This is a genomic window from Vibrio sp. OPT18, assembly GCF_015163615.1.
Taxonomy (GTDB): Bacteria; Pseudomonadota; Gammaproteobacteria; order Enterobacterales; family Vibrionaceae; genus Vibrio; species Vibrio coralliirubri.
In genome coordinates this window covers 1-19,960 of sequence record NZ_JADDYK010000018.1, presented here as the reverse complement: position 1 = coordinate 19,960, position 19,960 = coordinate 1, and the positions used below count along the sequence as shown (strand labels likewise).

Genomic DNA, 19,960 nt, shown 5'->3' with positions numbered 1-19,960 from the left:
AAAAGCACTGCCCATTGGCGGTGCTTTTTTATGCTTGTTCGATATGACGACCCGCCGTGGCGAGGAAGTACTTTCCGGATAAAAGTCCTACCTCGTAGTCATGTTCAAGTGCATGCTGTGGACTTCCCAGCAATGTAGAGTGCAGCGCTTTGTCTGGGTGAATCTCATAGATAGTGGCGTCTTCTGGCGGGTTACTCAGAAAGTCTTGTGTCGCGCGGTAATGGGCTTCGTGTTTGAGTAACAGCTCAATCATCGCTTTAGCTTTTGTTTTCCCTAACAACTTACTGTATTTGCACATCCAGCGGTGATCAAAAGACGTTGAGATAGGTACTGTCCGAATCACCACAATATGTTTATAACCCCGCTTATAGGCTTCTTGTGCTGGGATCGGAGCAGCAATGCCACCATCAAGCCACTCTTCATCATTTGCTTGAATTGCCTTTGGGCTGATAAAGGGAACGGCACATGAGGCTTTGAGAGCGTCCTGCCAAGCGTGTGAGTCTAAGTCAAAATAGGCTGGCTCGTGACGAGTCGCGTGGGACGCACAGGCAAGCACCTGACAACTTTTCATATTGTCATGACCTAACTGCCAGTTGAGCGGCAAGCTTGTTTCGGTTTGCTCAAGTAACCAGTCTAGGTCTAATCCTTTCTTTTGCAGTAAGAACTTATAGGTATCAAAGAATTCAGGGCTGGCTGTTGCTTCTGTGATGACGCGATAAGCATGGCGATGTTGGCCGCATATATAGGATGCTAGGTTAAGAGAACCCGCTGATGTGCCAATCATCAATGAAAACGGATTAAAGCCTTGTTCGAGAAAGGCATCCAACACGCCCGCTGTGAAAATTCCGCGCTGGCCGCCGCCTTCCGTTACCAGAGCCACCTTATCGATGTGGATATCTAGGTGCGCCAAGGCATCGTAGGAGTGGAGTGCGTAAGAAATATGCGTAGAAGACATCAGAATTGCCACCAAAAGCGATAAAAAAGGATTCAACCTGATTAGGATATGACCAATGATGGTTAATTAAAATTAAGTAATATTTATACAGCGTTTGGTTTTTCTTAACTAAAAGTTGAATCAAGCTGCTTGAAAAGCGCTTTGTGGCACCACATATCTATTTATGAAGAGGATGACTGTCTTGCTCAAAGAGAAGAAACAGAACCTTCATTACCGCTAACGAAGTATCGCTCAATAGAGGATAACTTTGGCAGCACACAACTTAAAAATTGATTCATTGCCATGTCCCAGCGCTGTCGCCAATAGAGGCGAAACCCGAGGAATGCGAATTGAATCTCTTAGCTGTTTACTGGGTCACGCACAGGTTCGATCTCAGTAAAATTCGCGGCTAAGACTATTGCTTACTAAAAGGATAGCATTATGAGAACTGTAGATTTCACTCCACTTTACCGCAACGCAATCGGCTTCGATCGTCTATTCAACATGATGGAAGCGAACACATCGAAGAACTCTTCTGGCGGTTACCCCCCATACAACATCGAGCAAAAAGACGAGAACAACTACCGTATTACTATGGCCGTTGCTGGTTTTGCTGATGACCAATTAGATCTGACTCAGAAAGAGAACATGCTAATTGTGAAAGGTGAGCGTAAACCAGAAGCTGAGAAAACCTTCGTATATCAAGGTATTGCAGAGCGCGATTTCGAACGTAAATTCCAACTGGCTGACTACGTAAAAGTGGTAGGTGCAAACATGGAAAATGGTCTTCTTCACATCGACCTAGAACGCGAAATCCCAGAAGCGATGCAACCACGTAAGATTGCTATCAACGGTAATAGCCTACTAGAAGGTTAATTACTGTTAGCTCCTTAGAGCTAAAAATTATCGGGAAGTAAAAGTGAAAGAGCACCTTATGAGGTGCTCTTTTTGTATTTGACCTGCGGTAAGCTAAAAGCTCTTATTACTGCTCTGAGTAAGCCTTTTTCACTTCTTCAGCAATGATAGCAATGCCTTTCTGCATCGCCTCATCATCTTGTACGTAGTTCATGCGTAAGCACTGGTGAGCATGATCCCACTCGTCTTCTTGACCGATAAAGAAGTATTCACCAGGAACAATCAATACGCCGCGAGCTTTAAGGCGGTCGTACAATTCCATTGTGGTGATCGGCAACTCATCAAACCATAGCCATAAGAAGATAGCGCCTTCAGGTTTGTGAATGCGGAAGCGTGGGTCATCGATAGCGTCTTGTAGCAGTTCAACTGCACGTAGCGACTTATCTTTGTAGAAAGGTTTGATCACCTCACTGCTCAAGCGTAGTAAATCGCCTTTTTCAATCATGTGATTGGCAATCGCAGGGCCGACACTGTTTGGCGCTAAGCTGATGATGCCATTCATGTTGGTCAATGCTTGTGTTACTTCTTCACTCGCAATCACGATGCCGCAACGCACACCTGGCAAGCCAAGCTTAGAAAGGCTCATGCACAGAATGGTATTTTCATTCCAGAACGGTTCGACATCTTCAAAGATGATGTTTGGAAACGGCAGGCCGTAAGCATTATCGATCAGCAGTGGGATGTTGTTTTCACGCGCCAGTTTATCCAATTTACGTACTTCTTCGTCGGTCAGTACGTTACCCGTTGGGTTGGTTGGACGAGATGCACAGATAGCCGCGACTGAGTCATCAACCTTTAGTTGTTCAAAATCGACGTGATATTTGAACTGGCGGTTTTCTAGCAACTCGATCTCTGGGTGGTAAGAGATAAAGATATCGTCATCAATGCCGGCATCACCGTAGCCGATGTATTCCGGTGCGATCGGCAGTAGGATTTTCTTATGTGAGCCGTCAGGCTGTTGGCCTGCTAGCAGGTTGAATAGGTAGAAGAAGCCACTTTGACTGCCATTAGTCAGGCTGATGTTCTTCTCGCTGATGTCCCAACCATAGGTCTCTTTCAGCATTGCCGCTAACGATTTGATGAAGCTGTCTTTACCCTGCGGGCCATCGTAGTTGGCGAGGGCGGCGATGAGTTCTCCACTGGCGAGCATGTCGGCACTGGCTTGGTTAAAGTAATCGAGCATGGCTGGTATAGCGGCTGGGTTGCCACCACCGAGCATGATAGCGCCAGGAGTGCGCAGGCCATCATTCAAATCATCCATTAAACGAGTGATTCCAGAGTATCGATTAAACTTTTCGCCAAACTTAGAGAACTGCATTACTAATTTTACCTAATTCATTGTGATTGCTTGTTATGTGTCATTAAGGCAGACCTTATGTCTGCCATCAGTGTATTCCTTGAACATACCGCAATGTTTTTGCGACGCATAGCGCCAAATGCTCTAACACGTAAAAAACTTCTATAAAGTTTGGTTAATGAGTGACAGCTTGCTTATTGAACGCACCTTTAGCGATAAAAAAAGGAGAAGCCTAAGCTTCCCCTTGAGTTTCTGGTGTTTATGTTAATGAAGGTTTAGTTCGAGCCGGTATAAACGATTAATACCTTGTCATCTTGGTATTGGCGTTCGAACGCATAGTAGCCCTTGCTGTTACGGATGATGTGCTTACCCTGAGCAACGGCTGGGTGGCGTTGGCGGAATTGGCCAAGCGCTTGCCAGTGTTCTAGCAACTCTGCACGTTCGCCGGTAATTTGATCCCAAGGCATGTCTGAGCGAGTGCCTTGCATTGGGTCGGAACCGGTTGGGCCGAAATCACGAGCGATTTCATCACCGTAATAGATCTGCACCGCACCGGGAGCCAGCATCAACGCGTTTGCAGCTTTGGTTTGTTTTGCAAAGTCACTGCCATGTTGCGTCCAGAATAGCGAGGTGTCGTGAGACGATAGGTAACTCAGTACGTTGAACTCGCTGTCGCTGTTGATCTTCTCTGCATAACGAAGGTAATCAGCATCAAGATCGGATAGGCATTTAAGCGCTTTTGGTGCGATATCACTTTGGAATTCAAAGTTGATGATCGAATCAAATCCGTTAGCGAAGTAATCTGATTTGACCACGCTGTGTGCCCATACTTCGCCCGTCATCCAGAAGGGTAAGTCATCCAAGGCCTTGTCTGGGTTGTTCTGTTTCCACTCGGCAAGCGCTTGGTTGGTGCTCTCTTTCAGTTCTGCCCATGCTTCGAGTTCAACGTGTTTAGCGGTATCGACCCTGAAACCATCGACACCATATTCGCGCACCCAATCCGATAGCCAAGTGATTAAATGGTCACGAGGTGTTTTGAGTTCATCGGTCGCGCTGGTGGACTTATTTAGATAGAAATTAGGCAGCCCGGTGGTCTCGGTCGATTCTGTTTTGAAATCGGGCAGGTGCGCCAAAGACATGGTGAGGTTATTGTAACCCGGAGAGTCATAGGCGCCGATATCGCTGCGTAGCCAAGCTCTGCCCCACCACTTTTCCCATGCTTCTTTGTCGCTGTAAGAGATGTAGTTGTTGAAGTAGTGCCAGTTCTGACCTTTAGCGGGTTGCCAATCTGTCCAGTTTTCGCCAAGTGTTTGTTTGGCTTCTTCGTCAGTTAGGTTGAGCTTACCAAAATCAAACTCTTGCATGTCGGCAAGCGTCGCATAGCCGGTGTGGTTCATTACCACATCCCAAACAACACGAATGCCTTTGCTATGTGCGGTATCGATGAAGGTTTTCAGCTCGTCTTCGGTGCCCATGTTGTCATCGAGCTTGGTCCAGTCTTGATGGTAGTAGCCGTGGTAGCCGTAGTGCTTGAAGTCACCTCGGTCACCGCCGCCAACCCAGCCGTGGATCTGCTCTAACGGAGACGTTATCCAAATAGCATTAGCCCCGAGTGATTCTATGTAATCGAGCTTTTCGGTTAATCCGGCCAAGTCACCGCCATGGAAGGTGCCTATTTCGTCTTGTCCATCTTGGCTGCGACCGTAACTGTTGTCGTTATCAGGATTACCATTGTGGAAACGGTCAGTCATTACGAAGTAAACCGTGGCGTTATCCCAACTAAAGTCAGCTTTGGTTTCTGGTTCTACTTTCTCAAGCAGCAGAACACCTTGGCTGTTTTCTGCAGGCTGCATGGTGACACTGCCATTAGTTACTGTGACTTGTTTGCCTGAAAGAGCGTCTCTTACCACGGTGCCATCATCAAAGGTTTGAGTAACATCGATGGTGGTTGGTTGGTCACTGGGTACAGGGCAGGCAAAGCTTTGAACTTGTTGTTGCTTCGGCTTTATCTGAACCGTCAGCTCATTAGTCTGAGGGTTGAGCGTAAACTGGTAGGTGTTAGCTCGAAAGACCTTAATCTCTATTTCAGATTTATCGGCGCAATCGTCTAGGCGAAGGGGTTTATTGAACTTGATGCGATTCTCTTCAGCCAGCGCATAGTTGGTGCCACAGGTATTTTGAGTATCGCTGATAGAGAAGGTATAGCTACCTTTCTCGAGTTCCTGTTCTGCAATCACGGTGCCTTTACCGGACGATTCGAATACGACAGTGTCGTTATCAATCTTCAGTAATAGGTTGTTGTCACTGGTTTGGCTGCATGCGCTGAGTGCGAGCATTGAAAGCGCGAGTACTGTTTTTTTCATTGTTCCCTTCCCCTGAATAAACAGGTCAGTTATAGCAAACAATGCCCTCTACAGTCTGAGTGCTGTTTCATTCAGTTAATCAATAAGACCTCTACAAACAAATGCTTGGTTCACAAAAACAAAAAGGGAAGCTTTCGCTTCCCTTTGGGTGTTTACCGTTAATTACTCAGAGTATGACTTAGAGTAACTGTCTCACTTGTGCTTATTTTTGCAGAAGAGAGATGTCAGCAATCTGTAGGAACAGGTTACGTAGGTTGTTCAGTAGCGTTAGACGGTTCTTCTTAAGCGCTTCGTCATCAGCCATAACCATTACGTTATCGAAGAATGCATCAACAGGTTCACGTAGATCAGCAAGCTTGCTTAGGGCTTCTTGGTAGTTGCCTGTTGCGAATGCTGGTTCTAGTGCTTCTGTCATTACTTCAACGTTTTCAGCCAGTGCTTTCTCTGCGTCTTCTTGAAGAAGAGTTAGGTCAATTTCAGCTGGTAGCTCGCCATCGAATTTCGCAAGGATGTTACCTACACGCTTGTTCGCTGCTGCTAGTGCTTCTGCTGCTTCCAGTTCTCGGAAGTGAGAAACCGCTTTAACACGTTGGTCAAAGTCAGCTGGCTTAGTTGGACGACGTGCTAGTACCGCTTGGATGATATCAACACTGAAACCAGCATCTTGGTACCATGCGCGGAAACGACCTAGCATGAAGTCGATAACGTCAGCTTCTACGTTTTCGTTAGTTAGCTTGTCGCCTAGTAGCTCTTTCGCTTTACCGATAAGGTCTGTTAGGTCTAGGTTGTAGCCGTTTTCAACGATGATACGAAGCACACCGAGTGATGCACGACGTAGAGCAAATGGGTCAGAACCTTTTGGTGCTTGGCCAATACCGAAGATACCTACGATAGTGTCTAGCTTGTCTGCCATTGCAACTGCTGAAGAGATGCCTGTGCTTGGTAGGTCGTCACCCGCGAAACGAGGCATGTACTGCTCGTAAAGTGCTAGTGCAACTTGCTCGTCTTCACCATCGTGAGTTGCGTAGTGCATGCCCATTACACCTTGTGTATCCGTAAATTCGAATACCATTGATGTCATTAGGTCACACTTAGCCAGTAGGCCAGCACGCTTAGACTTTTCAACGTCAGCATCGATTTGCTCAGCAATGTAGCCAGCAAGTTCTGTGATGCGGTCTGTTTTGTCTTTGATCGTACCCAATTGCTTCTGGAAGATAGCTTGGTCTAGTTCAGCAAGACGGTCGATAAGCGGGCGCTTACGGTCTGTGTTGAAGAAGAATTCAGCATCAGCAAGACGCGGACGTACCACTTTTTCGTTACCTTCGATAACGTGACGAGGCTCTTTAGACTCGATGTTTGATACGAAGATGAAGTTTGGTAGTAGTTTCTTGTTGTCATCGTAAACAGGGAAGTACTTTTGGTCACCTTTCATGGTGTAAACCAAAGCTTCAGAAGGAACTTTTAGGAACTCTTCTTCGAACTTCGCTGTAAGTACTACTGGCCATTCAACCAGAGACGTTACTTCTTCAACAAGGTCATCTTCTAGGTCAGCTGTACCGCCAACCGCAGCTGCCGCTTTTTGCGAATCAGCAAGGATGATCGCTTTACGCGCTTCGTAATCCGCCATTACTTTACCGCGCTCTTCTAGGATCGCAGGGTATTGGTCAGCAGAATCGATTGTGAACTCTTGTTCGCCCATGAAACGGTGGCCACGGATAGTACGAGCAGATGCTACACCTAGGATTTCGCCTTCAACAAGCTCATCGCCTAGCAGTACTGTCAGTGTTTTCACTGGACGGATAAATTGAATGTCTGAGTTACCCCAGCGCATTGCTTTAGGAATTGGTAGGCCAGCCAGTGCTTTCGCAGCGATGTCCATCACCAATTCTTGAACTGGTTTGCCAGCTACTTCTTGTTTGAAAAGAAGCCACTCGCCTTTGTCTGTTTTCAGACGGTCAGCTTGCTCAACAGTAATACCGTTACCACGAGCCCAACCTTGTGCTGCTTTGGTCGCGTTGCCTTCAGCATCGAATGCAACAGAAACAGCAGGGCCACGTTTTTCAACGACTTTGTCCGCTTGGCCTTCAGCCAGTGCTGTTACTTTAAGTGCTAGACGACGAGGTGCTGCGTACCACTTGATGCCTTCGTGAGAAAGCTCAGCCGTTTTAAGACCTGCTTCAAAGTTAGAAGCAAAGGCTTCTGCTAGAGAACGAAGTGCTGTTGGTGGAAGCTCTTCCGTACCCAGTTCAATTAGAAAATTCTTCGCCATGATTATTTGTCCTTCTTACACATTGGGAAGCCAAGCGCTTCACGTGACGCGTAGTACGCCTCAGCAACTGATTTAGTCAGGTTGCGGATACGAAGGATGTAACGTTGACGCTCTGTTACAGAGATAGCTTTGCGCGCATCAAGGATGTTGAATGCGTGACCTGCTTTTAGAATGCGCTCGTAAGCTGGAAGCGGAAGTGGCTTCTCAAGCTCAAGTAGCTCTTTACACTCTTTCTCGCACTGATCGAAGAAAGTGAATAAGAAATCTACGTCTGCGTGCTCGAAGTTGTAGGTTGATTGCTCAACTTCGTTTTGGTGGAAGATGTCACCGTAAGTCACGTTAGAACCGTCTGGTGCTACGTTCCATACTAGGTCGTAAACAGAATCTACTTCCTGGATGTACATTGCTAGACGCTCGATACCGTAAGTGATCTCACCTGTTACAGGTTTACACTCAAGGCCGCCAACCTGTTGGAAGTAAGTAAACTGTGTTACTTCCATGCCGTTTAGCCATACTTCCCAACCAAGGCCCCATGCGCCTAGTGTTGGGTTTTCCCAGTTATCTTCAACGAAGCGAATGTCGTGAACAAGTGGGTCAACACCAAGAACCTCTAGGGAGCCTAGGTACAACTCTTGGATATTGTCTGGCGATGGTTTTAGCGCTACTTGGAATTGGTAGTAGTGCTGCAGACGGTTAGGGTTTTCACCGTAACGGCCATCGGTCGGACGACGAGAAGGTTGAACGTAAGCTGTAGACATTGGCTCTGGGCCAAGTGCTCGTAGACATGTCATTGGGTGAGAGGTGCCTGCACCTACTTCCATATCTAGAGGTTGAACAATGGTACAACCGTTTTGAGCCCAGTAATCCTGCAGCGCGAGGATCATTCCCTGGAAGGTTTTGATATCGTATTTTTGCATAGTCAGGTTCGCGCGATTCTTTTAAATGAATGAGAAAAATAACCTCTGAGTATACCGAGATATTCGTAAAGCGAGTAGGGGTAATCTTGTTTAATTAGTGGTCTAAAATGTCGTTTAGTGGATTTTTTTGCCTTTAATGTTTGTTTTTCGGCACAAGTGGATATTTTGATAAGTTTGACACTTGTGTTTGAAAGCGTGGGTGATTAAAATCTCGCGGTCTTTGGGGAGTAGCTTACTTATTCATATCCTATTGAATGAGTTCGTTCGTCAACATAATTGATGCAAAATCATCATGGCGTTCGAGGCAACCACCACCTTGGTGGCGCTTAGCAAGACCTTAGACAAGCATCGTGAACCGGGATGGGGCGCGAGGTTTGTCTTTGGTTAAATATAATAATCTCCATCCCAAATGAGCATGTCGTGAGCGTTTTAGCAATTTCAATTACAACTGTCGCCTTAGCCGAGATCGGTGATAAGACTCAGTTGCTATCTCTTTTATTAGCCAGTCGATATCGCAAGCCGATACCTATCATCGCGGCTATCTTCTTTGCCACCATTGCCAATCATGCCCTTGCAGCATGGCTCGGGGTTGTGGTCGCAGATTACTTATCTCCTGAAGTCTTAAAGTGGGTGCTGGTGGTCAGTTTCATTGCGATGGCGGGTTGGATTCTGATTCCGGATAAGTTAGATGACGATGAACAGATCTCGAATCGAGGCCCGTTTGTCGCCAGTTTCATCGCCTTCTTCATTGCTGAGATCGGTGATAAAACCCAGATTGCGACCTCTATTCTAGGGGCTCAATATTCTGATGCATTAACCTGGGTGATTCTGGGTACTACGATCGGTATGTTGCTGGCGAATGTGCCTGTGGTGATCATCGGTAAACTGTCTGCGGATAAGATGCCTCTTGATCTGATTCGTAAGATCACAGCCTTGTTATTCGTGGGTTTAGCTATCGCTGCGGCTTTCTATTAACAGGTGGTATTGAGTCTTATTATACTCAATCAGTAGAGTAATGTGTTGTAGGTCATATTCTTACAGTATTGTGGGGTTTATCGAGCGAATGGACATATAACTGTCATACTTGTCATGATATTTTAATCTTGTGAGTTAAGAACACGAGGGCATGATTATGTTGACGCGTTATATGGGTATTACTCCACAAAGCCAAAGTTATCTTTTTACCTTTGGTCTTGCACTTACACTATTAGGCATGGTGTTGACGGACATGTGGCTGCCAATGGTCGCGGGTGCCATCATCATGACTGCGCTTGCAGTAGAAGCTTGGATTCGGGTCGCGCATATTATTCCGATGCGCAAAGATATCCGAGAAATTCAGCATCAGCTCGAGCATCTGCAAAACAAGTCTAGAAGCGAATAAACAAAAAGCCGCTCGTACTCTGAGTTCTGTTTAAGAACATAAGGTACGAGCGGCTTTTTTGATACTTGATAGTCGGTGGGGCGTTACGCCTCCAATCCTTTTCTGATCAAATACTGGTAAGGCAACGTTTCTGTCGCTTGGCCTACCAACTGGTGATCCATGAATCGACAAAAGCTCGGAATATCTCGAGTTGTCGAAGGATCGTCAGCTTTTACCAGTAACACATCGCCATCCTGCATGTTTCTAATTGTCTTCCTGACCATCATTACTGGTTCCGGGCAACGCAGGCCTTCAGCTTCTAAAGTATGGGTTGCCAGTTCAGGTTTGAATGTCATGGTTTGTATCTCTATATCTATCTAACGAGTGAATAATACGTCTGCAGAAAAAATATGCAATAAGTGCTTGGCAAACAGAATCATTTCCTATAACTTAGTTAACAAGTTGATAACAACTTGAAACAAAGGCAACTAGCTAAGGAGTGGCGATGTTGACAGGATTAGATAGATTAACAATTTATTCGGTTCTCTGTTTTATTTCTTTTTGTGCGTTAGTACTACGCTCATCGACAGAGACCTCACTGATGCCTATTTTTGGCATAGTAGCAACGATCATTGGTATTTGGGTAGAGATGCGCCGTTGGCAAGGCATAGCCGAAGAGCAAGAGCACTAACTCGAATACAGCAAGCGAATTCCGATACGACAACATTCCGACACTATCCCCAAATTTTCTTGGGCTTCCCCGCGTAATTGCGGGATTTTTTTTATCTAAAGCATGCTATAAACAACTTAGTGACTAATGGCAATGGTATACAGCTAGGTAAGTGGCGTGGAATTAGAAGACATCTATCGTAGAGACCTTAATTTATTGGTCGCTTTAAAGGTATTGATTGAAGAGGGCAGCGTAAGCCAGGCCGCGCTTCGTCTTAACTTGAGCCAATCGGCAACCAGCCGTGTATTAGGGCGTTTAAGAGAATTACTAAACGATCCCTTGTTTACACGTCAAGGTCAGCACCTTATTCCTACCAAGAAAGCACTCGAGATCAGTCAGCGTATTGATCAGCCTTTAGAGTCTTTTCGCCAATTGCTGAGTCCGAGTGACTTTGACCCTTACTATTGCAGCGAACGTTTTCTGATCGCAACCACCGACTATGCGATGCAAACCATCTTGCCGTATGCGTTACCGAAGATTTATGAACAAGCACCCAATATCTCTTTGGAGTTTGCTCCGTTGCAGCATGAGCACTTGTTTAAGCAACTCAGTACCGAACGTGTTGATATGGCGATCTGTCGTCCGAGTGGCAGCATTGCACCACTTCATCAAGAAGTCTTGGGGCCGGTTGGTGTGTCGTGTCTGTTATCTAAAAACCACCCGTTGGCGGATCAACCTTTAAGCCTTGAAGACTATGTTTCACTCCCGCATGCGATGATTGCGATCAGTGATGGTGTTAAGGCTTTATTAGACAACGCGTTAGCCAATCAACAGCCTCGCAAAATGGTGTTGCGTGCTTATCACCTTGAAGCCGCATTGGCGATTGTCGATAGAATGCCGTTGGTGATTACTGTACCTGCTGATTTGGCTTATTTGGTCGCTGAGCGTTATGACTTGGTTGTTAAGCCATTACCATTTGAATTTATGCCGTTTGATTACTCATTGATCTGGCACTCGCGTTGCGATTCTTCTGCTTCACAACAATGGTTAAGAAGAGTGGTAAAAGAAGAGTGTGGTGAGTTGATTCAGAAGCGTATTGCGGATGTAGGTTTGGGTTAACTGAGATCTCGCTTTAGTTTACTCGATCCAAATGACAAAAACGCAAAAGGGCTGATTACTATCAGCCCTTTGTTATTCGGGGTTACGGAAGTTTAATTCACAATTACAGTTTAATAACTACGCGACCAGTGATTTGACCGTTAGTGATGTCTTCTGCAGCTTGAATTGCACCGTCTAAAGACACTTCTTTGGTTGCTTGAGCGTAGAAAGATTCAGGTAGTAGCTCAGCCAGTTGTTCCCACGCTTTAATACGTTTTTCACGAGGGCACATTACAGAATCAACACCTTGTAGGCGAACGTTACGCAGAATGAATGGCATTACCGTAGTTGGTAAGTCAAAACCACCTGCTAGACCACACATCGCAACGGCACCGTTGTAATCAATTTGCGCCAATACTTTAGCAAGCACTTTGCTGCCTACCGTATCGATAGCGCCAGCCCACAGTTGTTTCTCTAGTGGCTTAGCTGGTTCTTCTAGTTCAGCACGCTCTACAATACGTGTCGCGCCTAGTGATTTAAGTAGTTCACCGTTTACAGAAGCACGGCCAGTCACTGCTGCCACTTTGTAGCCCAGTTGGTTTAGTAGAGTGATAGATACGCTACCTACGCCGCCACTTGCACCTGTTACTAGGATTTCACCGTCTTCTGGTTTGATGCCTGCATCTACGATAGCTTGCACACAAAGCATTGCTGTGAAGCCTGCTGTACCGATCGCCATGACTTTCTTAGCGTCTAGACCTGCTGGCATTGGCACTAACCAATCACCGTTTAGGCTCGCTTTTTCAGCCATGCCGCCCCAGTGACCTTCACCAACACCCCAACCCGTTAGAACAACTTCGTCGCCTGCTTTGTAGCGTGGGTCATCAGATTGTGAAACCACACCTGAAAGGTCGATACCAGGAACCATAGGGAAGTTACGAACAATGCGCCCTTTACCTGTAATCGCCAAACCATCTTTGTAGTTCAAAGAAGAGTAGCTAACATCGATCTTCACGTTACCTTCTGGTAATTGAGACTCTTCAATTTGAGAAACTGACGCGATAGTTTTTTTGTCTTCTTGGTTTAGTACAAGTGCTTTAAACATGATCTGCTCCGTGGAGGAATATTAGGAAACTGAAGTAACTTTAGTTGAATCATCCGAGAAAAAATAATGAAACATCAACATTGAATATATGCGTTTTGTGCATAGATGTCAGGGTTGATTTCTCTCTCGTTGAGTTCGCTGAACGCAATCGATGCATTGTTGGATGCCAAGCAATAAAAAGTGCAGCTATATAAATATAGCTGCACAAAAGATTACCCTTCAAATATTACAGTCAGTAAACGCTATGGGCGTTCAAATACCGTTGCAATACCTTGACCTAAACCAATACACATAGTCGCCAAGCCGTATTTCACGTCTTGTGCTTCCATCAGGTTGATTAGCGTCGTCGAAATACGAGAACCAGAACAGCCTAGTGGGTGACCAAGAGCAATAGCACCGCCGTTAAGGTTTACTTTCTCGTCAACCACATCCAGTAGGCCTAAGTCTTTCGCACATGGAAGAGATTGAGCAGCAAACGCTTCGTTTAGCTCAATCACACCCATGTCTTCAATGGTTAGGCCTGCACGTTTAAGTGCTTTTTGAGTTGCTGGTACTGGGCCGTAACCCATGATTGAAGGATCGCAGCCAGCGATAGCCATAGACTTCACGCGAGCGCGAATCTTAAGGCCAAGTGCGTTAGCTTTCTCTTCGCTCATGATAAGCATTGCAGAAGCACCATCAGACAGAGCTGATGAAGTACCAGCTGTTACCGTGCCGTTTGCTGGGTCAAACACCGGTCGAAGCTGAGATAAGCCTTCAACTGTTGTTTCTGGGCGAATGACTTCGTCGTAATCCAGAGTGAACAGAGAGCCATCTGCAGCGTGAGCTTCGGTTGGTAGGATTTCATTTTTGAAACGACCTTCAACCGTTGCTGCTTGAGCTCTAGCATGTGAGCGTGCTGCGAATGCATCTTGGTCTTCACGGCTAATACCGTGCATCTTACCTAGCATCTCAGCGGTTAGGCCCATCATGCCAGCCGCTTTTGCTACATGTTTTGACATGCCAGGGTGAAAATCAACACCATGGTTCATTGGTACGTGGCCCATGTGTTCCACACCACCGATCAGACAGATTTCAGCATCGCCAACCATGATAGAGCGGGTTGCATCATGCAGAGCTTGCATAGATGAACCACATAAACGGTTGACTGTTACCGCACCAATCTCAATCGGTAGACCAGCAAGCAAGGCAGCGTTACGTGCAACGTTGAAGCCTTGCTCTAGCGTTTGTTGTACACAGCCCCAGTAAATATCTTCAATTTCGACAGGGTTTACTTCTGGGTTGCGCTCTAAAATGCCTTTCATCAAATGTGCAGACAGATCTTCAGCACGAGTGTGACGGAAAGCTCCACCTTTGGAACGTCCCATTGGGGTACGAAGGCAATCAACAACAACTACATTTTTCATTTTGCTATTCCTTTTCCAAATGTGGGTTACAGAGAACTGGCTTGTTGGCTGTCGTAAAAGCTTTCGCCCTTCGCTGCCATATCAAGCAATAGTTGAGGAACTTGGTACATTGCACCTAAGTCTTGGTAGCCTTTCGCCATTTCAACGAAGTTACCAATACCCACACTGTCTAAGTAGCGGAATACGCCGCCTCGGAATGGAGGGAAGCCTAAACCGTAAACCAGTGCCATATCCGCTTCTTGCGGTGTCGCGATAATGCCCTCTTCTAGACAAAGCACTACTTCGTTGATCATTGGAATCATCACACGCTGGATAATGGTCTGGTCATCAAAGTCTTGCGGCTGTTGGCATACGTCAGCCAAGATAGGAAGAATGTCTTCAGAGAAGGTTTTCTTAGGACGACCGCGTTTGTCTACGCTGTATGTGTAGAAACCGCTGCCGTTCTTCTGGCCGTATTTTTCAGCGACATAAAGCGCGTCGATCGCATCACGACCTTCTTTGCCCATACGCTCTGGGAAACCTTGCGCCATTACTGCTTGTGCGTGGTGTGCTGTATCTAGGCCCACAACGTCTAGCAAGTATGCTGGGCCCATTGGCCAACCGAATTTACGTTCCATCACTTTATCGATCTTGGTGAAGTCAGCGCCGTCACGTAGCAACATGCTGAAACCGCCAAAGTAAGGGAAAAGTACACGGTTTACGAAGAAGCCTGGGCAGTCGTTAACAACGATAGGGGATTTACCCATCTTCGCAGCGTAAGCGACTACGCGATTAATTGTTTCTTCTGAAGTATGCTCGCCACGGATGATCTCAACCAAAGGCATGCGATGCACAGGGTTAAAGAAGTGCATGCCACAGAAGTTTTCTGGGCGCTTCAAAGATTTCGCTAATAGGTTGATTGGAATCGTTGAGGTGTTTGATGTAAGAACTGTGTCTTCACCCACGAGACCTTCAACTTCACTCAGCACTGCTGCTTTTACTTTAGGGTTTTCTACAACGGCTTCCACAATCACATCTGATTGCTCAACACCTGCATAATGCAGACTTGGAGTAATAGAAGACAGAATGCCTGCCATCTTGAATCCATCTAGGCGACCGCGTGATAAGCGTTTATTCAACAGCTTAGAAGCTTCGTTCATACCAAGATCAAGAGACGCCTGTGCGATGTCTTTCATCATCACTGGCACGCCCTTCAATGCTGACTGGTAAGCAATACCGCCGCCCATGATGCCAGCACCAAGTACTGCAGCACGTTCAGTCGCTTTATTTGCAGATTTACCAGCCTGTTTTGCTAAGCCTTTAATATATTGGTCATTTAAGAACAGACCAACCAGTGCTTTCGCTTCTTCAGATTTTGCTAGCTTAACGAAGTGTTTACGTTCGATGTCGAGTGCTGCATCGCGATCGCTACGTGCTGCTTCTTCAATCGCAATCACAGAAGTAATTGGAGCTGGGTAGTGAGGCCCTGCTTTTTGAGCAACTAAGCCTTTAGCCATGGTAAAGCTCATCATCGCTTCGAGTTTGCTTAGCGAAAGCGCTGATGTTTTTTGTTTACGGCGTAATTGCCAGTCTAATTTTTCATTAGCAGCCAGAGAAACGGTGTTGATTGCCGATTCTAGTAACTGGTCTGTTTCAACAATCGCATCTAACAAGCCAACTTTAAGCGCTTCATCTGCACGGCATGCTTTGCCTTGTGTGATAATTTCCATTGCGCTGTCAGCACCGATAACACGAGGTAAGCGCACACAACCACCAAAACCAGGCATGATGCCAAGTTTGGTTTCAGGTAGGCCAATGCTGGTGGTCTTGTCACCGATACGGAAATCAGTAGCGAGTACACATTCACAGCCGCCGCCAAGGGCATGGCCACGCATCATTGAAAGAGTTGGGACAGGAAGGTCTTCGAGCTTGCTGAAGATTGAATTAGCGAATCTTAACCATTCATCAAGTTCTGCTTCTGGCTTAGCAAATAGGCCAAGAAATTCAGTGATGTCTGCGCCTACAATGAACGCGTCTTTGTTTGAAGTTAAGATTAAACCACGTAATCCAGCGTGAGCATTAAGAGCATCTAACGCTTTATCTAGTGATTCTAAAGTAGCAAGGTCGAGTTTGTTTACAGAGGCTGGTGCACAGAAGCTTAATTCCGCAATACCATCTTGTAATTCCTTTACCTGTAGGGTGTTAGCTTGGTAAATCATTGTCTATCTCCATGACATACAATCCACGATTGTTTGAGAGAATCTTGTTATCTTTCTATTATTGTAGAATACCTGGTAAGACCAGTTATCTTAGTCTGTACCTCTGCTTGATTAATTTCAATACATTTTTTAAACAATTGTTTAACATTGTGCGATGGCACAGATCCTCTAACCCTTATTATTCACGCGTGATACACTTCGTCGCTCTTATTAACTAAGTTAACGATATGAATGAACAGCCCTATTTAATACCGTCTGCGTCGGCTCTGTATGAAGAAGAGATAAAAAAGAGCGTCTTTATTACGCATCTTGCTCATACTCCAAGTGTAGAAGCTGCAAAACAGTTCGTAGAACAGGTGAAAAAAGAGCATTCTTCAGCACGACATAACTGTTGGGGTTTTGTTGCTGGTCGACCTGAAGACTCAATGCTTTGGGGTTTCAGTGATGATGGTGAACCCTCAGGTACAGCGGGTAAGCCGATTTTGGCGCAACTGTCTGGTTCTGGCGTCGGTGAATTAACGGCTGTGGTCACTCGTTATTCTGGCGGAATCAAGCTTGGTACAGGTGGTTTGGTTAAGGCTTATGGTGGTGGCGTACAACAAGCTCTCAAGCTGCTTCAAACTATCGAGAAAAAAATAACCACAAAATTACGGCTAGAGTTAGACTATGGCTTTGTGCCGATCGCACAATCCATCATGGCTCAGCATCAGGCTGTTGAGGTCCAAGCGGATTATGGTGTTCAAGTTGAGCTTATTATTGAAATAGAGCTCCTTCAGGTAGATTCGTTTACCCAAACCATGATCAATAAAAGCGGTGCTAAGGCACTGGTAACGAAAGTCAAAGACAACTAGGAAGTGTGAAGCATTTCGCTTCGTTCAATAGCTCATGCAATTTCGCTCAATTATTCGAATCGTCGGATTATTATTAGCACTTTTTAGTGTATCAATGCTTGCTCCTGCGCTCGTCGCACTGATCTATCGAGATGGTGCGGGTGTGCCATTTGTGACGACCTTCTTCGTCCTCTTATTCTGTGGAGCAACTTGCTGGTTTCCAAACCGACGCTATAAGCATGAATTAAAAGCGCGTGATGGCTTTTTGATTGTTGTTCTGTTTTGGACGGTAATCGGTAGTGCGGGTGCGCTGCCGTTTTTGATCGCCGATAACCCCAATGTGTCGGTAACCGATGCTTTCTTCGAATCCTTCTCTGCATTAACTACGACAGGTGCGACCGTAATTGTCGGCCTCGATGATCTGCCTAAGGCGATTCTTTTTTATCGTCAGTTCCTACAATGGTTTGGTGGTATGGGTATCATCGTATTGGCGGTAGCTATCCTCCCTGTTCTGGGTATCGGTGGTATGCAGCTATATCGTGCTGAAATCCCGGGTCCAGTAAAAGATAGCAAGATGACTCCGCGTATTGCTGAAACGGCAAAAGCGCTTTGGTACATCTACCTGAGCTTAACCATTGCTTGTGCAGTAGCTTTTTGGCTTGCTGGGATGAGTTTCTTTGATGCCATCAGTCATAGCTTCTCTACTATTGCGATTGGTGGCTTCTCTACTCACGATGCGAGCATGGGGTATTTCAATAGCCCTGCAATCAACATGATTACAGTCGTGTTCCTTCTTATCTCTGCGTGTAACTATTCGCTTCACTTTGCTGCGTTTGCTTCTGGTGGTGTGCATCCTAAGTATTACTGGAAAGATCCTGAATTCCGCGCCTTTATCTTTATTCAGGCGGTCTTGTTCTTAGTTTGTTTCTTATTACTGCTTAATCACCACTCTTATGACTCGTATTACGATGCTTTTGATCAAGCCTTGTTCCAAACAGTATCTATATCTACGACAGCAGGCTTCACCACCACCGGTTTCTCCGAGTGGCCATTGTTCTTACCTGTTCTGCTTTTGTTCTCTTCTTTTATAGGGGGCTGTGCAGGTTCAACGGGCGGTGGTATGAAAGTCATTCGAATCTTACTGCTTACTCTGCAAGGTGCTCGTGAAATGAAGCGTCTTGTTCACCCGCGTGCTGTCTATACCATCAAGGTTGGTGGTTCTGCGTTACCACAACGTGTCGTAGATGCGGTTTGGGGCTTCTTCTCAGCATATGCCTTGGTTTTTGTGGTTTGTATGTTGGCTCTTATTGCAACCGGTATGGATGAGCTGAGTGCTTTCTCTGCCGTAGCGGCAACATTGAATAACCTTGGCCCGGGCTTAGGTGAAGTGGCAATGCACTTCGGCGATGTGAATGACAAGGCTAAGTGGGTGTTGATCGTATCTATGCTGTTTGGTCGTTTAGAGATATTCACCTTATTAATTTTATTGACCCCTACGTTTTGGCGTAGCTAAGGACAACATTGTGGCAAAAGCTCTATTTTTGTATTCAAGCCGTGAAGGGCAGACCAAGAAAATCTTGAACTATATAAAAGAAGAAATGAATGAGTTCGAATGTGAGCTTCAAGATCTACACACTATTACTAGTGTCGACTTTGCTCAATACGACAGAGTTTTGATTGGTGCATCTATTCGTTATGGCCACCTTAATAAGAAGCTATATCAGTTCATTGATGCCAACCTTGCTCAGCTGCAATCAAACAAGGTCGCTTTCTTCTGCGTTAACTTAACGGCTCGTAAAGAAGACCAAGGTAAAGATACCCCTGAAGGTAGCGCTTATATTAAGAAGTTTCTTCTTAAGTCCCCATGGCAACCTACTTTGATCGGTGTATTCGCGGGGGCTCTCTATTACCCTCGTTATAACTGGTTCGATAAAACCATGATTCGCTTCATTATGAATATGACAGGTGGAGAAACGGATACAACCAAGGAAGTTGAGTACACAAACTGGGAAAAAGTCTCTTTATTCTCTAAGAAATTGCAAGAGATGTAATAGAAAAGCCTACTTTTGAGGCGTTTTGAGTTCTTTTTAATCGAACGAATAAAAAAACGAGAAAAACTTCAAAAAGGGCTTGCCAGTGTGATCGAAATCTCTATAATGCCACCTCGCTGACACGGGATGGCTTCGTAAGGAACCAAAGCGAATCAGCAGGTCAAATTAGCCAAGCTAAGCGCTTGAAAAAAGTTTTGAAAATAGTGGTTGACACTAAAACTTAAATCGCTAAAATGGCCGTCCGATTTGAGCGAAGCTCAAAAAGGAAAAGCTCTTTAACAATTTAAACCTATCAATCTGTGTGGGCACTCGTTGATGAATATCAAAACGTTTTATCGTTAGATAAAACAGATTCTTCGGAATCAAAATGATTTCAATGAACTGAGTGACCAATACGAATAATTACTTTCTTTATAGAGAGGCGTTATTTGGCACAGTCAATTCATTATCATTCTGTTGGAATGGTAATAGCTTTAAAATTACATAGTAGTTTTGAAGTCAGTATTCGTTGAGTCACAAAATCTTAAATTGAAGAGTTTGATCATGG

At 45.5% G+C, this 19,960-nt stretch carries 17 protein-coding genes and 1 riboswitch; of the genes, 8 read left to right on the top strand and 9 right to left on the bottom strand.

Going from position 1 to position 19,960, the window contains the following annotated elements:
* Positions 1-28 precede the first annotated feature (28 nt).
* A complete protein-coding gene (locus IQQ51_RS01800) occupies positions 29-955 on the bottom strand; it encodes a patatin-like phospholipase family protein (RefSeq protein WP_048611242.1) in 927 nt (308 codons plus the stop codon).
* Between the two features lie 420 nt (positions 956-1,375).
* Between IQQ51_RS01800 and IQQ51_RS01795 the strand changes: the two genes are divergently transcribed.
* Entirely contained in the window at positions 1,376-1,810 is a 435-nt protein-coding gene (locus IQQ51_RS01795; protein WP_193840195.1) for an Hsp20 family protein, read from the top strand.
* Positions 1,811-1,916: 106 nt separating this feature from the next.
* On the opposite strand, the gene IQQ51_RS01790 is transcribed toward IQQ51_RS01795, so the two are convergent.
* From IQQ51_RS01790 to glyQ, 4 genes are all read right to left on the bottom strand, one after another.
* Positions 1,917-3,167: a valine--pyruvate transaminase gene (locus IQQ51_RS01790; protein WP_048611244.1), complete on the bottom strand. Its 1,251-nt coding sequence runs from the start codon at positions 3,165-3,167 to the stop codon at positions 1,917-1,919.
* A 254-nt stretch (positions 3,168-3,421) separates the two neighbouring features.
* On the bottom strand, positions 3,422-5,509 hold the full coding sequence (locus IQQ51_RS01785; RefSeq protein ID WP_193840194.1) for an alpha-amylase: 2,088 nt from the start codon (positions 5,507-5,509) through the stop codon (positions 3,422-3,424).
* A gap of 202 nt (positions 5,510-5,711) precedes the next feature.
* Positions 5,712-7,778 (bottom strand): glycine--tRNA ligase subunit beta, encoded by a 2,067-nt coding sequence (gene glyS / locus IQQ51_RS01780; RefSeq protein WP_193840193.1) that lies wholly within the window; start codon positions 7,776-7,778, stop codon positions 5,712-5,714.
* Between the two features lie 2 nt (positions 7,779-7,780).
* The gene (glyQ, locus tag IQQ51_RS01775; RefSeq protein WP_017632669.1) at positions 7,781-8,695 is read right to left on the bottom strand and encodes a glycine--tRNA ligase subunit alpha; all 915 of its coding nucleotides are present in this window, start codon (positions 8,693-8,695) and stop codon (positions 7,781-7,783) included.
* Between the two features lie 210 nt (positions 8,696-8,905).
* A riboswitch (yybP-ykoY riboswitch) is annotated at positions 8,906-9,081 on the top strand.
* Between the two features lie 34 nt (positions 9,082-9,115).
* Between glyQ and IQQ51_RS01770 the strand changes: the two genes are divergently transcribed.
* A complete protein-coding gene (locus IQQ51_RS01770) occupies positions 9,116-9,670 on the top strand; it encodes a TMEM165/GDT1 family protein (protein WP_017055491.1) in 555 nt (184 codons plus the stop codon).
* A gap of 151 nt (positions 9,671-9,821) precedes the next feature.
* On the top strand, positions 9,822-10,076 hold the full coding sequence (locus IQQ51_RS01765; RefSeq protein ID WP_017058818.1) for a hypothetical protein: 255 nt from the start codon (positions 9,822-9,824) through the stop codon (positions 10,074-10,076).
* 83 nt (positions 10,077-10,159) lie between these two features.
* On the opposite strand, the gene tusA is transcribed toward IQQ51_RS01765, so the two are convergent.
* On the bottom strand, positions 10,160-10,411 hold the full coding sequence (gene tusA / locus IQQ51_RS01760) for a sulfurtransferase TusA (RefSeq protein ID WP_004736675.1): 252 nt from the start codon (positions 10,409-10,411) through the stop codon (positions 10,160-10,162).
* A gap of 149 nt (positions 10,412-10,560) precedes the next feature.
* Here tusA and IQQ51_RS01755 point away from each other — a divergent pair, with 149 nt between their 5' ends.
* Positions 10,561-10,746, top strand: coding sequence for a hypothetical protein (locus tag IQQ51_RS01755; protein ID WP_004736674.1), 186 nt, complete (start codon positions 10,561-10,563; stop codon positions 10,744-10,746).
* A gap of 156 nt (positions 10,747-10,902) precedes the next feature.
* The gene (locus tag IQQ51_RS01750; RefSeq protein ID WP_004736673.1) at positions 10,903-11,844 is read left to right on the top strand and encodes a LysR family transcriptional regulator; all 942 of its coding nucleotides are present in this window, start codon (positions 10,903-10,905) and stop codon (positions 11,842-11,844) included.
* A 103-nt stretch (positions 11,845-11,947) separates the two neighbouring features.
* Here IQQ51_RS01750 and IQQ51_RS01745 read toward each other — a convergent pair whose 3' ends face one another.
* The 3 genes from IQQ51_RS01745 to fadB form a co-directional block, all read right to left on the bottom strand.
* Positions 11,948-12,928, bottom strand: a complete 981-nt coding sequence (locus IQQ51_RS01745; protein ID WP_019825590.1) for an MDR family oxidoreductase — start codon at positions 12,926-12,928, stop codon at positions 11,948-11,950.
* Between the two features lie 242 nt (positions 12,929-13,170).
* Positions 13,171-14,334 carry an acetyl-CoA C-acyltransferase FadA gene (fadA, locus tag IQQ51_RS01740; protein ID WP_017058821.1) on the bottom strand — a complete coding sequence of 388 codons (1,164 nt, stop codon included), beginning with the start codon at positions 14,332-14,334 and terminating at the stop codon, positions 13,171-13,173.
* 26 nt (positions 14,335-14,360) lie between these two features.
* Entirely contained in the window at positions 14,361-16,532 is a 2,172-nt protein-coding gene (gene fadB, locus IQQ51_RS01735; protein WP_048611252.1) for a fatty acid oxidation complex subunit alpha FadB, read from the bottom strand.
* 227 nt (positions 16,533-16,759) lie between these two features.
* Between fadB and IQQ51_RS01730 the strand changes: the two genes are divergently transcribed.
* Genes IQQ51_RS01730 through hemG form a run of 3 tightly spaced genes read left to right on the top strand, consistent with a single transcriptional unit; the run spans position 16,760 to position 19,413 of the window.
* Complete coding sequence (locus tag IQQ51_RS01730) at positions 16,760-17,383, top strand: YigZ family protein (RefSeq protein ID WP_193840192.1); 624 nt, start codon at positions 16,760-16,762, stop codon at positions 17,381-17,383.
* Between the two features lie 34 nt (positions 17,384-17,417).
* Positions 17,418-18,875, top strand: coding sequence for a TrkH family potassium uptake protein (locus IQQ51_RS01725; RefSeq protein WP_017077285.1), 1,458 nt, complete (start codon positions 17,418-17,420; stop codon positions 18,873-18,875).
* Between the two features lie 10 nt (positions 18,876-18,885).
* The gene (hemG, locus tag IQQ51_RS01720; protein WP_048611256.1) at positions 18,886-19,413 is read left to right on the top strand and encodes a menaquinone-dependent protoporphyrinogen IX dehydrogenase; all 528 of its coding nucleotides are present in this window, start codon (positions 18,886-18,888) and stop codon (positions 19,411-19,413) included.
* Positions 19,414-19,960 lie beyond the last annotated feature (547 nt).

Bases quoted from the DNA above. Each gene is read 5' to 3' on its own strand.
- IQQ51_RS01800 (WP_048611242.1), bottom strand. From the start codon at position 955: ATGTCTTCTACGCATATTTCTTACGCACTCCACTCCTACGATGCCTTG.
- IQQ51_RS01795 (WP_193840195.1), top strand. From the start codon at position 1,376: ATGAGAACTGTAGATTTCACTCCACTTTACCGCAACGCAATCGGCTTC.
- IQQ51_RS01790 (WP_048611244.1), bottom strand. From the start codon at position 3,167: ATGCAGTTCTCTAAGTTTGGCGAAAAGTTTAATCGATACTCTGGAATC.
- IQQ51_RS01785 (WP_193840194.1), bottom strand. From the start codon at position 5,509: ATGAAAAAAACAGTACTCGCGCTTTCAATGCTCGCACTCAGCGCATGC.
- glyS (WP_193840193.1), bottom strand. From the start codon at position 7,778: ATGGCGAAGAATTTTCTAATTGAACTGGGTACGGAAGAGCTTCCACCA.
- glyQ (WP_017632669.1), bottom strand. From the start codon at position 8,695: ATGCAAAAATACGATATCAAAACCTTCCAGGGAATGATCCTCGCGCTG.
- IQQ51_RS01765 (WP_017058818.1), top strand. From the start codon at position 9,822: ATGATTATGTTGACGCGTTATATGGGTATTACTCCACAAAGCCAAAGT.
- tusA (WP_004736675.1), bottom strand. From the start codon at position 10,411: ATGACATTCAAACCTGAACTGGCAACCCATACTTTAGAAGCTGAAGGC.
- IQQ51_RS01755 (WP_004736674.1), top strand. From the start codon at position 10,561: ATGTTGACAGGATTAGATAGATTAACAATTTATTCGGTTCTCTGTTTT.
- IQQ51_RS01745 (WP_019825590.1), bottom strand. From the start codon at position 12,928: ATGTTTAAAGCACTTGTACTAAACCAAGAAGACAAAAAAACTATCGCG.
- fadA (WP_017058821.1), bottom strand. From the start codon at position 14,334: ATGAAAAATGTAGTTGTTGTTGATTGCCTTCGTACCCCAATGGGACGT.
- fadB (WP_048611252.1), bottom strand. From the start codon at position 16,532: ATGATTTACCAAGCTAACACCCTACAGGTAAAGGAATTACAAGATGGT.
- IQQ51_RS01730 (WP_193840192.1), top strand. From the start codon at position 16,760: ATGAATGAACAGCCCTATTTAATACCGTCTGCGTCGGCTCTGTATGAA.
- IQQ51_RS01725 (WP_017077285.1), top strand. From the start codon at position 17,418: ATGCAATTTCGCTCAATTATTCGAATCGTCGGATTATTATTAGCACTT.